At 66.7% G+C, this 13,521-nt stretch carries 12 protein-coding genes; all 12 read left to right on the forward strand.

Annotated features, from left to right (window positions below; genetic code table 11):
• The first annotated feature begins 348 nt into the window (after nucleotides 1-348).
• The 12 genes from tssA to N7422_RS05890 all read left to right on the forward strand — a co-directional run bounded on the left by tssA (nucleotide 349) and on the right by N7422_RS05890 (nucleotide 13,514).
• A complete protein-coding gene (gene tssA / locus N7422_RS05835) occupies nucleotides 349-1,380 on the forward strand; it encodes a type VI secretion system protein TssA (RefSeq protein ID WP_279805606.1) in 1,032 nt (343 codons plus the stop codon).
• Nucleotides 1,381-1,452: 72 nt separating this feature from the next.
• The gene (gene tssB / locus N7422_RS05840) at nucleotides 1,453-1,968 is read left to right on the forward strand and encodes a type VI secretion system contractile sheath small subunit (RefSeq protein WP_279805607.1); all 516 of its coding nucleotides are present in this window, start codon (nucleotides 1,453-1,455) and stop codon (nucleotides 1,966-1,968) included.
• Nucleotides 1,969-1,979: 11 nt separating this feature from the next.
• The gene (gene tssC / locus N7422_RS05845; protein ID WP_279805608.1) at nucleotides 1,980-3,473 is read left to right on the forward strand and encodes a type VI secretion system contractile sheath large subunit; all 1,494 of its coding nucleotides are present in this window, start codon (nucleotides 1,980-1,982) and stop codon (nucleotides 3,471-3,473) included.
• 183 nt (nucleotides 3,474-3,656) lie between these two features.
• A complete protein-coding gene (locus N7422_RS05850; protein ID WP_279805609.1) occupies nucleotides 3,657-4,145 on the forward strand; it encodes a type VI secretion system tube protein Hcp in 489 nt (162 codons plus the stop codon).
• A 73-nt stretch (nucleotides 4,146-4,218) separates the two neighbouring features.
• Nucleotides 4,219-4,653, forward strand: a complete 435-nt coding sequence (locus tag N7422_RS05855) for a type VI secretion system amidase effector protein Tae4 (RefSeq protein ID WP_279805610.1) — start codon at nucleotides 4,219-4,221, stop codon at nucleotides 4,651-4,653.
• Nucleotides 4,650-5,069 (forward strand): hypothetical protein, encoded by a 420-nt coding sequence (locus tag N7422_RS05860; protein ID WP_279805611.1) that lies wholly within the window; start codon nucleotides 4,650-4,652, stop codon nucleotides 5,067-5,069. Before N7422_RS05855 ends, N7422_RS05860 begins: the two co-directional genes overlap by 4 nt.
• On the forward strand, nucleotides 5,063-5,578 hold the full coding sequence (gene tssE / locus N7422_RS05865; RefSeq protein WP_279805612.1) for a type VI secretion system baseplate subunit TssE: 516 nt from the start codon (nucleotides 5,063-5,065) through the stop codon (nucleotides 5,576-5,578). The genes N7422_RS05860 and tssE overlap by 7 nt, the downstream gene beginning before the upstream one ends.
• Nucleotides 5,575-7,437 carry a type VI secretion system baseplate subunit TssF gene (gene tssF, locus N7422_RS05870; RefSeq protein WP_279805613.1) on the forward strand — a complete coding sequence of 621 codons (1,863 nt, stop codon included), beginning with the start codon at nucleotides 5,575-5,577 and terminating at the stop codon, nucleotides 7,435-7,437. The genes tssE and tssF overlap by 4 nt, the downstream gene beginning before the upstream one ends.
• Nucleotides 7,401-8,450 (forward strand): type VI secretion system baseplate subunit TssG, encoded by a 1,050-nt coding sequence (gene tssG, locus N7422_RS05875; RefSeq protein ID WP_279805765.1) that lies wholly within the window; start codon nucleotides 7,401-7,403, stop codon nucleotides 8,448-8,450. Before tssF ends, tssG begins: the two co-directional genes overlap by 37 nt.
• Nucleotides 8,443-11,118: a type VI secretion system ATPase TssH gene (gene tssH, locus N7422_RS05880; protein WP_279805614.1), complete on the forward strand. Its 2,676-nt coding sequence runs from the start codon at nucleotides 8,443-8,445 to the stop codon at nucleotides 11,116-11,118. The genes tssG and tssH overlap by 8 nt, the downstream gene beginning before the upstream one ends.
• Before the next feature lie 11 nt (nucleotides 11,119-11,129).
• Complete coding sequence (locus N7422_RS05885) at nucleotides 11,130-13,067, forward strand: type VI secretion system tip protein VgrG (RefSeq protein WP_279805615.1); 1,938 nt, start codon at nucleotides 11,130-11,132, stop codon at nucleotides 13,065-13,067.
• 12 nt (nucleotides 13,068-13,079) lie between these two features.
• Nucleotides 13,080-13,514: a DcrB-related protein gene (locus N7422_RS05890; protein WP_279805616.1), complete on the forward strand. Its 435-nt coding sequence runs from the start codon at nucleotides 13,080-13,082 to the stop codon at nucleotides 13,512-13,514.
• Nucleotides 13,515-13,521 lie beyond the last annotated feature (7 nt).

Consider the following 13,521-nt stretch of genomic DNA (forward strand, 5'->3'; position numbering starts at 1 on the left):
TGGACAAGCCCGACCCTACTGATCGCTGAAAGCCTTGAAATCAAAGGCCTGCAAACCATCAATCATCATCCGGAAGGTCGTATTAAACCCTATTGGAAAGGCACTTTGATGGCACCTGACCAATGGCCGTGAATACCTGCCAACTGGTTCACAGTCACTATTCGCGGCGGCTAGCTTACCTTGACAGCAATTTGGAAATAAACCATAAATGCGCAACTTGAGAGTGTCATGGTGATATCACACTGATATCAACTTCGCATTCTTTGACAAGTTTGTGCGCGCGTTCACACTTTGCAACTTTGCGCATAGCAAGCCCTCGCCAAGGGCCGATATGGAGATCGAATTCTGGTGAACTCGCCGCTGCTGCTCGCCGCTGTTTCCGCAGACTTTCCCTGCGGCGACGACCTCGAATACGACCCCGACTTCCTGCAACTGGAGCGTGATGCCCAGGGCCGCCCCGAGCGCGTGATGGGCGACGCCGTGCAGGCCGCCGAACCGCCCCAGTGGCGCGATATCGACCAGGCCTGCACCAGCCTGCTGCAACGCAGCAAGGACCTGCGCATCACCCACTTCCTGGTCCAGGCCAACCTGGCCCTGCACGGCCTGCCGGGCCTGGCCGCCAGTCTCGAATTGATCCGCGACCTGCTGGGCGAGTACTGGCTGTACCTGCATCCGCAGCTGGACGCCGCCGACGACAACGACCCCACCGTGCGCGTCAACGCCCTGGCCGGCCTCACCTGCGACACCAACATCGCCCTGCTGCGCGACGCCGTGCTGGTGCGCTCGCGCGCCTTCGGCCCGGTGACCCTGCGCGCCGCCCTGCATGCCGCGGGCGTGCAGCATTTCGCCAGCGAGCAACTGAGCGCCGAGGAACTGGCCGCCGCCCTGCGCGACGCCGACCCCGAGCAGCTTGCGCAATGTCGCCAGGCCCTGCAGCTGGCCCGCGAAGCCCTGGACGCCATCGAAAGCCGGGTCAATGACCAGGTCGGCTCGGCCAGCGGCGTCGACCTGTCCGCGTTGCGCCAGCCGCTGCGCCTGGTCCAGCAGGTGCTGGCCGACTACAGCCCCGAGGGCGCCGCCCCTGCCGACAGCGCTACGGACGAGCCGGCGCACGGCGCCGACGACGACCCGCAGCCAGCCCCGGTCGCCACGGCCCGCCCCACGGCGCGGCCAGGCGAAATCAACAGCCGCGACGACGTCCTGCAAAGCCTTGAACGCCTGCTGCAGTACTACGCCCGCCACGAGCCCTCCAGCCCGCTGCCGGTGCTGCTGCGCCGGGCGAAGAACCTGGTCGACGCCGATTTCGCGACCATCGTCCGCGACCTGATCCCCGACGGTCTGTCGCAATTCGAGAACCTGCGCGGCCCCGAAGGCGACTGACGCCTCGACGCCGCTTAAACACCGACGCCCGCAACGAACAGAGCCGCCGCATCGGCGACCAGGAGGAACAACGTGGCGAAAGACAGCTCCCAGAAATTCATCGCGCGCAACCGTGCGCCACGGGTGCAGATCGAGTACGACGTCGAGCTGTACGGCGCCGAGAAGAAGGTCCAGCTGCCGTTCGTCATGGGCGTGCTCTCCGACCTCGCCGGCAAGCCCGCCGAACCGCTGCCGGCGGTGGCCGACCGCAAGTTCCTGGAAGTCGACGTCGACAACTTCGACTCGCGCCTGAAGGCCATGAAGCCCCGCGTGGCATTCAACGTGCCCAACGAACTGACCGGTGAAGGCAACCTGAGCCTGGACATCACCTTCGAAAGCATGGACGACTTCAGCCCCGCCGCCGTGGCGCGCAAGGTCGACGCCTTGAACCAGCTACTCGAGGCCCGCACCCAGCTGGCCAACCTGCTGACCTACATGGACGGCAAGACCGGCGCCGAGGAGATCATCCTCAAGGCGATCAAGGACGAGGCCCTGCTCCAGGCCCTGGCCAGCGCGCCGAAACCCGCCGACACCGAGCCGAAGGCCTGAGGAGACCGACCATGAACGATCCGTTGCGCGACAGCCAGGCCCCCCAGGCGGCCACCCAGGACCCGAGCGACTTCGCCAGCCTGCTGCTGCAGGAATTCAAGCCCAAGACCGAGCGGGCCAAGGAAGCCGTCCAGAGCGCCGTACGCACCCTTGCCGAGCAGGCCCTGGCGCAGACCAACCTGGTGTCCAACGATGCCATCGGTTCGATCGAGCAGATCATCGCCGCCATCGACGCCAAGCTCACCGCCCAGGTCAACCAGATCATCCACCACGATGATTTCCAGCAGCTGGAAAGCGCCTGGCGTGGCCTGCACTACCTGGTCAACAACACCGAGAGCGACGAGCAGCTGAAGATTCGCGTGCTCAACATCTCGAAGAACGACCTGCACAAGACCCTGAAGAAATTCAAGGGCACTGCCTGGGACCAGAGCCCGATCTTCAAGAAGCTCTACGAAGAAGAGTACGGCCAGTTCGGTGGCGAGCCCTACGGCTGCCTGGTGGGCGACTACTACTTCGACCAGTCGCCGCCGGATGTCGAGCTGCTGGGCGAGGTGTCCAAGGTCTGCGCCTCGATGCACGCGCCGTTCATCTCCGCCGCCTCGCCGACGGTGATGGGCATGGGCTCGTGGCAGGAGCTGTCCAACCCCCGCGACCTGACCAAGATCTTCACCACCCCGGAGTACGCCGGCTGGCGCTCGCTGCGTGAGTCGGAAGACTCGCGCTACATCGGCCTGACCATGCCGCGCTTCCTGGCGCGCCTGCCTTACGGCGCCAAGACCGACCCGGTCGAGGCCTTCGCCTTCGAGGAAGACACCGACGGCGCCGACAGCAGCAAGTACACCTGGGCCAACGCCGCCTACGCCATGGCGGTGAACATCAACCGCTCGTTCAAGCACTACGGCTGGTGCTCGCGCATCCGTGGCGTGGAATCGGGCGGCGAAGTGCAGGGCCTGCCGGCGCACACCTTCCCCACCGACGACGGTGGCGTGGACATGAAGTGCCCGACCGAGATCGCCATTTCCGACCGCCGCGAGGCGGAGCTTGCGAAAAACGGCTTCATGCCGCTGCTGCACAAGAAGAACACCGACTTCGCCGCCTTCATCGGCGCCCAGTCGCTGCAGAAACCGGCCGAATACGACGACCCGGACGCCACCGCCAACGCCAACCTGGCCGCGCGCCTGCCGTACCTGTTCGCCACCTGCCGCTTCGCCCATTACCTGAAGTGCATCGTTCGCGACAAGATCGGCTCGTTCAAGGAAAAGGACGAGATGCAGCGCTGGCTGCAGGACTGGATCCTCAACTACGTCGACGGCGACCCGGCGCACTCCACCGAGACCACCAAGGCCCAGCATCCGCTGGCGGCCGCCGAAGTGGTGGTCGAGGAAGTCGAGGGCAACCCGGGTTACTACAACTCGCGCTTCTACCTGCGCCCGCACTACCAGCTCGAAGGGCTGACCGTGTCGCTGCGCCTGGTGTCGAAGCTGCCTTCGGCCAAGAGCGCCTGACGACTTTGGGGCCGCTCCGCGGCCCTTTCGCGACGCAAGGCCGCTCCTGCACAGAGGGCCGATGTCGTGTGTTGAGTGAGAGACCGACGCAGCTTCTGTAGGAGCGGCCTTGCGTCGCGAAAGGGCTGCGAAGCAGCCCAACTGGACCAAACCGCCAACCTGACGCGAAATCCCGAGGACATCATGGCTGTAGATATTTTCATCAAGATCGGCGACATCAAGGGCGAGTCCCAGGACAAGGCCCACAAGGACGAAATCGACGTGCTCAACTGGAGCTGGGGCATGTCCCAGTCCGGCAACATGCACATGGGCAGCGGCGGCGGCTCGGGCAAGGTCAACATCCAGGACCTGTCGATCACCAAGTACATCGACAAGTCCAGCCCCAACCTGATGGCCCACTGCTCCAGCGGCAAGCACATCGACAAGGTCAAGCTCACCGTGCGCAAGGCCGGCGGGGAAAACCAGGTCGAGTACCTGATCATCAACCTCGAAGAGGTGATCATCAGCTCGCTGAGCACCGGCGGCTCGGGCAGCGATGACCGCCTGACCGAGAACGTGACCCTGAACTTCGCCAAGGTCACCGTCGACTATCAACCGCAGAAAGCCGACGGCACCAAGGAAGGCGGCCCGATCAAGTACGGCTGGAACATCCGCTCCAACGTCAAGATCTGACCGACCGCGCCCGCGCTGCCTGAGGCCGCGTGGGTGCCCTCCCCGCACACGTCACCCGCCCACGGTGGACATCATGGCCAAGCCTTCTTTCATCAACCTGTGGAACGCCTATCCAAAAGTGTCCTCACCCTGCGATGGCCCCTGGGACAACCAGTGCGCCATCCGCATGAGCATCGCACTCAATGGCGAGATGAGCATCAAGGTCAACAAGTCGACCTATACCGAGCCCAAGTGCGCCCATGGCCACGCCCGTGGCGCGGAGTCCCTGGCCAACTGGCTGGAAAGGCGGCTGTTCTACCCGCTGAAGATCGCCGGTAGCGCTCAGGCCCGCGCCCAGCTCAGCACCAAGACCGGGATCATCTTCTACCGCAATTGCTATGCGCGTAACGGGCAACGCTGGGAGGACCGCTCGGGCGATCATATCGACCTGTGGAACCGCGGCCTGACCAAGGGCTTCAATGACGACGCGTACCAGTCCCAGGCGGTCTGGTTCTGGGAGCTGACATGAAGCGCCTGAGCCTGGCCGGCCTGCTGCTGATGGGCCTGAGCGCCTGCGCCGACGCCGATAACCCGGGGCTGCTGACCCAGGCCACGATGGGCAGTACGCCAGTCAGCCTGAGCGAACGGGCCGGCCAGTGCGTCCTCAGCCAGGGCGATCAGAGCCTGGCGCTGGACATGCAGTGGCCGTGCAGCCTGAGCCCGAATCGCGCCGGCGAGGCCCGGGTCGAGCAGTTCAACGGCGTGCCGATCGTGCTGGTGACCCACGTGCGGCCGCACCCGACCCTCAACGGCGAATGCCTGAAGACCTCCCGCGCCGTGCGCCTGACCCAGACAGGCCTCGAAGCTTCGATCGCGGCGCCAAGCGCGTCGTGCGACACCGGCGTCGAGGACCAGAAGAACTTCGTGGGGCTGTTCCAGTGGTAGCCGAAATCGCCACCCGCGACCGCCTGCAGCCCTCGCTGCTGGATCGCCTGACCGACGATGACCCGGGCAACCCGCAGGAAGCCCCCGACAAGCGCGTGCTCAGCCTGCAGCAACTCAAGGCCTCGGTATTGCGCGACCTGGCCTGGCTGCTCAACACCACGTCCCTGCTGGACAGCCACGACACCCTGAACACCCCGGCCGGCGTCTCAGTGGTCAACTACGGCCTGCCGGCCCTGGCCGGCAACAGCGCGTCGAACATCGACCTGGCCGCGCTGGAGCGCATCATCCACCAGGCCATCGCCACCTACGAGCCACGCATCCTCGCCCATACCCTGAAAGTACGCGCGCAGGCGGCGCCCGGCGAAATGAACGCCAACGCCCTGAGCTTCGAGATCGAGGGCGACCTGTGGGCCCAGCCGGCGGCCCTGCCCCTGCTGCTGCAGACCGATGTCGACCTGGAGTCCGGCCATGTGCGCGTGGCCCCCGCCGAACGCCGGAGGCGTGCATGAACCCGCGCCTGCTCGATCTGTACAACCAGGAACTGCAGCACATCCGCGAGGGCGCGGCGGAATTCGCCAAGGAATACCCGAAGATCGCCGGGCGCCTGACGCTGTCCGGGATCGAGTGCGCCGACCCTTATGTCGAGCGCCTGCTGGAAGGCTTCGCCTACCTCACCGCGCGGGTGCAGCTCAAACTCGACGCCGAGTATCCGACCTTCACCCACAACCTGCTGGAAATCGCCTACCCGCACTACCTGGCGCCGACGCCGTCGATGACCGTGGTGCAGATGCACACCGACCCCGACGAGGGCTCACTGGCCGCCGGTTTCCAGTTGCCGCGCGACAGCGTGCTGCGCGCCAACCTGGGACGCAATTCGCAGACGCCCTGCGAGTTCCGCAGCACCCAGGACGTCACCCTGTGGCCGCTGCAGGTGGCCCGCGCCGAGTACTTCGGCAACCCCGGCGCGGTCCTCGGTCGCCTGGCCGCCAGCGAGCCAAAGGCCCGCGCCGGCTTGCGCCTGACCCTGCGCAGCGGCGCCGAGATCCCGTTCAGCAGCCTGCCGCTGACGCACCTGCCGCTGTACCTCAATGGTGCCGACGAGACCCCGTTCCGCCTTTACGAACAACTGCTGGGCAGCGCCTGCGCGGTGTTCGTGCGCCAGCCGGGCGCCGACTGGATCGAGCGTATCCCGGTCGAGCAAGCCTTGCTGCCCTGTGGTTTCGATGACAGCGAAGCGGCGTTGCCGGTGGTGCCCCAGGCCTTCCAGGGCTACCGCCTGCTGCAGGAGTATTTCGCCTTGCCGCAGCGCTTGCTGTTCGTCGATTTCGCCGGGCTGGAGCGTGCGGTCAAGCGCTGCGACGGTCAGGAACTGGAAGTGCTGGTGCTGTTCGAGCGTTTCGACCAGAGCCTGGAAAGCAGCGTCGGCCCGGGCCAGTTCGTGCCGTTCTGCACCCCGGCGATCAACCTGTTCCCGCGCCGGGTCGATCGCCTCCACCTGACCGACCGGGTCCATGAACATCATGTGATCGCCGACCGCACGCGGCCCACCGACTTCGAGATCCACTCGTTGCAGCGGGTCACCGGCCATGGCACCGGGCCGGACCAGGAGTTCCTGCCGTTCTACGCGGTGCGCGACCCATCGCGCTATGGCCGCGACCAGGCCTACTACATCGTCCGCCGCGAACCCCGGGTGCTGTCCAGCGAGCAGCGGCGCAACGGCACGCGCTCCAGCTACATGGGCAGCGAGACCTTCGTCAGCCTGGTCGACGGCAACCAGGCGCCGTACCGCCACGACCTGCGCCAGCTGGGCATCAGCGCGCTGTGCAGCAACCGCGACCTGCCGCTGTTCATGAACGTCGGCGACGGTCGCAGCGATTTCAGCCTGGCCGACAGCGCACCGGTGTCCGCCGTGCGCTGCCTGGCCGGCCCCAGTCGGCCCAAGGCCAGCCATGCCCACGACAACCGCGCCTGGCGCCTGATCAGCCAGCTGTCGCTGAACTATCTGTCCCTGGCCGAGCAGGGCCAGGGCGCCGCCGCTCTGCGCGAACTGCTGCGCCTGTACGGCGACCCACAGGACTGCGCCCTGCAGTTGCAGATCGACGGCCTGCGCGAGGTCAGCAGCAAGCCCTGCACCCGACGCCTGCCGATGCCCGGCCCGATCGTCTTCGGCCGTGGCCTGGAGATCACCCTGACGTTCGACGAGAACGCGTTCCGCGGCACCGGCGTGTTCCTGCTGGGGGCGGTTTTCGAGCGTTTCCTGACCCGCTATGTGTCGATCAACAGCTTCACCGAAACCGTGCTGCGCACCAGCGAACGTGGCGAGATCATGCGCTGGAAAGCCAAGCCCGGGCGCAGGCCGACCCTGTGAACACGTTACGGGCCATGCAGGCCGAGCCCTGGGAGTACGATTTCTTCCAGGCGCTGCGCCGCCTCGAGGCGGAAAACCCCGAGCTGCCCCGCTTCGGCCACTCGCAGCGGCTGGCCGACGAGCCGGTGCGCCTGGGCCAGCGCCTGGACTGCGGCTTCGCCCCGGCGACACTGGCCTCGGTCACCGCCAACGATGACGGGCCGGCGCGTCTGGAACAGTTCTTCTTCGGCCTCGGCGGCCCCAATGGCCCGTTGCCGCTGCACCTGACCGAATACATGCGCGAGCGCCAGCGCAATCACGCCGACCCGACCAGCAAGCGCTTCCTCGACATCTTCCACCACCGCCTGCTGAGCCTGTTCTATCGCGCCTGGGCCGAGGCTCGGCCGACCGTCAGCCACGACCGCCCCGGCGATGACTACTGGGCCGCGCGTCTGGCCGCCCTCAGTGGACGAGGCCAAGCGGAACTGCAAGGCCAGGGACCGCTGGCCGACACCGCCAAGCTGCACTGGTCCGGCCACCTGGCGGCGCAGACCCGCTATCCGGACGGCCTGTGCAGCATCCTGTCGAGTTACTTCGGCGTGCCGGTGACGCTCGAGGAATACGTCGGCCAGTGGCTGGAGCTGCCCGAACGCAGCCAGCTCGGCGTGCGCGCCAACCGCCTGGGCGTGGACCTGTGCCTGGGCCGCTACGTCTGGGACCGCCAGCACAAGTTCCGCCTGTGCCTCGGCCCGCTGACCCTCGACCAGTACCACGCCCTGCTCCCCGGCGGGCAGGCGTTCGTCGAGCTGGCGGCGTGGGTCGCCGAATACCTGGGCCAGGAGCTGGACTGGGACCTCAACCTCATCCTCGCGCAGGGCGAAGTGCCCGCGCTGCAACTCAATGCCGGCCGACGCCTGGGGTTCGACACCTGGCTTGGCCGACCCTCGCACGATGCCAACGACCTGAAGCTCGCCCGGTACTACGCCGAGCAGCCGGTCAACGCGCCCCACACAAGGAGTCAGGACCATGGGTGAAATCAGCCGCGCCGCGCTGTTCGGCAAACTCAACAGCGTCGCCTACAAGGCCATCGAGGCGGCCACGGTGTTCTGCAAGCTGCGGGGCAACCCCTACGTCGAGCTGGTGCACTGGCTGCACCAGTTGCTGCAGCTGCAGGACAGCGACCTGCACCGCATCATCCGCCAGTTCAATGTCGAGCCGGCGCGCCTGGCCCGCGACCTGACCGACGCGCTGGACCGGCTGCCGCGCGGCTCGACCTCGATCACCGACCTGTCCTCCCAGGTGGAAGAGGCCGTCGAGCGCGGCTGGGTCTACGGCAGCCTGATGTTCGGCGAGAGCCAGGTGCGCACCGGCTACCTGCTGGTCGGCATCCTCAAGACGCCGAGCCTGCGCAACGCCCTGCTGGGCCTGTCCAGCGAGTTCGCCAAGCTGAAGATCGAAGCCCTGAGCGAACGCTTCGACGAATACGTGGGCGATTCGCCGGAAAACAACCTGGCCGCCAGCGACGGCTTCAGCGCCGCCGCGCCCGGTGAGGCCAGCGGCGCCGTGGCGCCTGCGGCGATGGGCAAGCAGGAGGCGCTCAAGCGGTTCACCGTCGACCTTACCGAGCAAGCCCGCAGCGGCAAGCTCGACCCCATCGTCGGCCGCGACGAAGAGATCCGCCAGCTGGTCGACATCCTCATGCGTCGCCGCCAGAACAACCCGATCCTCACCGGCGAAGCCGGTGTGGGCAAGACCGCCGTGGTCGAAGGCTTCGCCCTGCGCATCGTCGCCGGCGACGTGCCACCGGCACTGAAAGACGTCGAACTGCGCAGCCTGGATGTCGGCCTGCTGCAGGCCGGCGCCAGCATGAAAGGCGAGTTCGAGCAGCGCCTGCGCCAGGTGATCGAGGATGTGCAGGCCTCGCCCAAGCCGATCATCCTGTTCATCGACGAAGCCCACACCCTGGTCGGCGCCGGCGGCGCGGCCGGTACCGGTGACGCCGCCAACCTGCTCAAGCCGGCCCTGGCCCGTGGCAGCCTGCGCACGGTGGCGGCCACCACCTGGGCCGAGTACAAGAAGCACATCGAGAAAGACCCGGCCCTGACCCGCCGCTTCCAGGTGGTGCAGGTCGACGAACCGAGCGAGGCCAAGGCCCTGCTGATGATGCGCGGCGTGGCCTCGACCATGGAGAAGCACCACCAGGTGCAGATCCTCGACGAGGCGCTGGAAGCGGCAGTGAAGCTGTCGCACCGCTACATCCCAGCGCGCCAGCTGCCGGACAAATCGGTGAGCCTGCTCGACACCGCCTGCGCCCGTGTCGCCATCAGCCTGCACGCGGTGCCGGCCGAGGTGGACGACAGTCGTCGGCGCATCGAGGCACTGGAAGTCGAGCTGCAGATCATCGCCCGCGAAGCCGCGATCGGCGTGAAGACCGGGCAGCGCCAGGCCCTGGCCGACACCCTGCTGGCCGAAGAGCGCGAGCGCCTGGTCGCCCTGGAGAGCCGCTGGGCCGAAGAGAAAGCCCTGGTGGACGAGCTGCTGGCCACCCGCGCCCAGCTACGCGAACAGGTCGGCGTGGTCGACCAGGAAGTGGACGTGCAGGGCAGCCATGAACTGCGCGAAACACTCGTCGACCTGCAACAGCGCCTGACCGCCCTGCAAGGCGAGAGCCCGCTGATCCTGCCGACCGTGGACTACCAGGCGGTGGCCTCGGTGGTCGCCGACTGGACCGGCATCCCGGTGGGCCGCATGGCGCGCAACGAGATCGAGACCGTGCTCAACCTCGACAGCCACCTGGCCAAGCGCATCATCGGCCAGGACCACGCGCTGAAGATGATCGCCAAGCGCATCCAGACCTCCCGCGCCGGCCTGGACAACCCGAACAAGCCGATCGGCGTGTTCATGCTTGCCGGCACCTCCGGCGTGGGCAAGACCGAGACCGCGCTGGCACTGGCCGAGGCCATGTACGGCGGTGAACAGAACCTGATCACCATCAACATGAGCGAATTCCAGGAAGCCCACACCGTCTCGACCCTCAAGGGCGCGCCACCCGGCTATGTCGGCTACGGCGAGGGCGGCGTGCTGACCGAGGCGGTGCGTCGCCGCCCGTACAGCGTGGTGTTGCTGGACGAGGTGGAGAAGGCCCATCCGGACGTGCACGAAATCTTCTTCCAGGTGTTCGACAAGGGCGTGATGGAAGACGGCGAAGGCCGCCAGATCGACTTCCGCAACACCTTGATCCTGCTCACCACCAATGCCGGCACCGAGCTGATCGCCAACATCTGCAAGGACCCGCAGGCCCTGCCCGATCCGGAAGCCGTGGCCACTTCGCTGCGCAAGCCGCTGCTGGAGATCTTCCCGCCGGCGCTGCTCGGGCGCCTGGTGACCATCCCCTACTACCCGCTCAGCGACGCCATGCTCAAGGCCATCACCCGCCTGCAGCTGGAGCGCATCCGCAAGCGCGTGGAAGGCACGCACAAGGTCGGTTTCGCCTACGACGACGGCGTGGTCGACCTGATCGTCTCGCGCTGCACCGAGACCGAAAGCGGCGGCCGCATGATCGACGCCATCCTCACCAACGGCCTGCTGCCGGACATGAGCCGCGAGTTCCTCACGCGCATGCTCGAAGGCAAGCCGCTGGCCAGCGTCGCCATCAGCCGCCGCGACAACGACCTGCACTATGACTTCGGCGCCGCCGACTGACAGGACCGACCATGCTGTTCAAGCAGTTCACGCGCCTGGCGCAGATCAACAGCCCCCTGGGGCCGGACAAGCTGATCCTGGCCGAGATGGGCGGCAGCGAGGAGCTCGGCCGCCTGTTCGACTACGAGCTGCAGCTGACCAGCGACGACCCGGCCATCGACCTCAACCAGCTGCTGGGCAAGCCCATGGGCCTGAGCGTGCAGCAGAGCATCGCCACGTCGCGGCACTTTCACGGTATCGTCGCCCGCTGCAGCCAGTCGGTGGACCAGGGCCAGTTCGCCGCCTACCGGGTCACCCTGCGCCCCTGGCTGTGGCTGCTGACGCGCACCAGCGACTGCCGGATCTTCCAGCACCTGAGCGCGCCGCAGATCATCAAGCAGGTGTTCCGCGACCTGGGCTTCTCGGATTTCGAGGACCTGCTCAGCCGCAACTACCGCGAGCGCGAGTACTGCGTGCAGTACCGCGAGACCAGCTTCGACTTCGTCAGCCGCCTGATGGAGGAAGAAGGCATCTACTACTTCTTCCGCCACGAACAGGAGCGCCACGTGCTGGTGCTGGCCGACGCCTACGGCGCGCACCAGAAGGCGCCCGGCTACGAGACCGTGCCCTACTACCCACCGGACGGCCAGCACCGCGAGCGCGACCATATCAACGACTGGCACCTGGCCCAGGAAGTCCAGCCCGGCTCGCTGGAACTCAACGACTACGACTTCCAGCGCCCCAGCGCGCGCATCGACGTGCGCTCGGCCATGCCGCGGCCGCACCAGGCCGGCGACTACCCGCTGTACGACTATCCCGGCGCCTACGAACAGAGCCAGGACGGCGAGCACTACGCCCGCACCCGCCTGGAATCGCTGCAGAGCCTGCACGAGCGGGTCGAGCTGCGCGGCAATGCCCGTGGCCTGGGCAGCGGCCACCTGTTCAGCCTGAGCAACTTCAGCCGCCAGGACCAGAACCGCGAGTACCTGATCGTCGCCGCCCGCTACTACGTGCATCAGGAGCGCCTGGAGAGCGGCGGTGGCAGCGGTGCAGCGCAGTTCGAAAGCAACCTCAGCTGCATCGACGCGCAGCAGAGCTACCGCCCGGTCGGCAGCACCCTGAGGCCGATCGTCAAAGGGCCGCAGACCGCCGTGGTGGTCGGCCCCTCCGGCGAGGAGATCTGGACCGACCAGTACGGCCGGGTGAAGGTGCACTTCCACTGGGACCGCCACGACCAGTCCAACGAGAACAGCTCGTGCTGGATCCGCGTATCGCAAGCCACGGCGGGCAAGAACTGGGGCTCAATCCAGGTGCCACGGATCGGCCAGGAGGTGATCGTCAGCTTCCTCGAAGGCGACCCTGACCGGCCGATCATCACCGGCCGCGTGTACAACGCCGAACAGACAGTGCCCTACGACCTGCCCGGCGGCGCCACCCAGAGCGGCATGAAGAGCCGCTCGAGCAAGGGCGGCAGCCCGGCCAACTTCAACGAAATCCGCATGGAGGACAAGAAGGGCGCCGAGCAGCTGTACGTGCACGCCGAACGCAACATGGACACGGTAGTGGAGCAGAGCGAAACGTTGTCGGTGGGCGTCAATCGCACCCAGACCGTCGGCATGCTCGAAACCATCACCATCGGCCAGGACCGCATTCGCGCCGTGCGCCGCGACGACATGCTGCTGGTCGGCGCTAGCAAGACCGACAGCGTCAGCAGCAGCTACCTCATCGAGGTCGGCGAGAACCTGCGCCTGGTCTGCGGCAAGAGCGTGATCGAGCTCAACGCCAGCGGCCAGATCAACATCAGCTGCGAGCAGTTCAGCTTCCACGCCAACGCGGACGCCGAGATCAACACCGGCGGCACCCTTGACCTGAACGTGGGCAGCGGCGCGCAGACCGACCCGCAGAGCCAGGGCGTGAAAACGACCATCGACGGCGCGGTGAAGGCCCTCTTCCCCGGCACCGGCAAGTAACGAGACCCCACCATGAGCTATCGCCTCAACGAATTCCGCTTCGCCCTGCCCGACGCCCAGGTGCGCGACACCAGTATCAACATCCTGCGTTTCGAGGCCCTCGGTACCTCGCTGATCGTCAGCCGCAGCCTGCTCGAGGAGGGCGAGACCCTGCAGAGCAATTTCGACGGCCAGCTGCAGCGCCTGCGGCAGCAGGTCAAGGACTTGCAGTTCCAGCCGGCTCGCGCCACCCAGGTGGGCGCGGCCCAGCCGATCGAGGCGATCGAGCTGAGCAGCCAGTTCAGCAAGGGCCAGGAGAAGGTCTACCAGTACCAGTTGGCGCTGGTGCTGCCGGGCACGCGCAAGATGTTCGCCCTGAGCTACGTCAAGCCGACCCCGCTGGGCGAGGCGGAGGCGGCGCACTGGGCGACGATCAAGCAGTCCATCGACTTCGACAACCTGGGCTGACCCGTCA

Source organism: Pseudomonas sp. GD04091, from assembly GCF_029836165.1.
Taxonomy (GTDB): Bacteria; Pseudomonadota; Gammaproteobacteria; order Pseudomonadales; family Pseudomonadaceae; genus Aquipseudomonas.

Bases quoted from the DNA above. Each gene is read 5' to 3' on its own strand.
- N7422_RS05850 (WP_279805609.1), top strand. From the start codon at position 3,657: ATGGCTGTAGATATTTTCATCAAGATCGGCGACATCAAGGGCGAGTCC.
- tssH (WP_279805614.1), top strand. From the start codon at position 8,443: ATGGGTGAAATCAGCCGCGCCGCGCTGTTCGGCAAACTCAACAGCGTC.
- tssC (WP_279805608.1), top strand. From the start codon at position 1,980: ATGAACGATCCGTTGCGCGACAGCCAGGCCCCCCAGGCGGCCACCCAG.
- tssF (WP_279805613.1), top strand. From the start codon at position 5,575: ATGAACCCGCGCCTGCTCGATCTGTACAACCAGGAACTGCAGCACATC.
- N7422_RS05860 (WP_279805611.1), top strand. From the start codon at position 4,650: ATGAAGCGCCTGAGCCTGGCCGGCCTGCTGCTGATGGGCCTGAGCGCC.
- N7422_RS05855 (WP_279805610.1), top strand. From the start codon at position 4,219: ATGGCCAAGCCTTCTTTCATCAACCTGTGGAACGCCTATCCAAAAGTG.
- N7422_RS05890 (WP_279805616.1), top strand. From the start codon at position 13,080: ATGAGCTATCGCCTCAACGAATTCCGCTTCGCCCTGCCCGACGCCCAG.
- N7422_RS05885 (WP_279805615.1), top strand. From the start codon at position 11,130: ATGCTGTTCAAGCAGTTCACGCGCCTGGCGCAGATCAACAGCCCCCTG.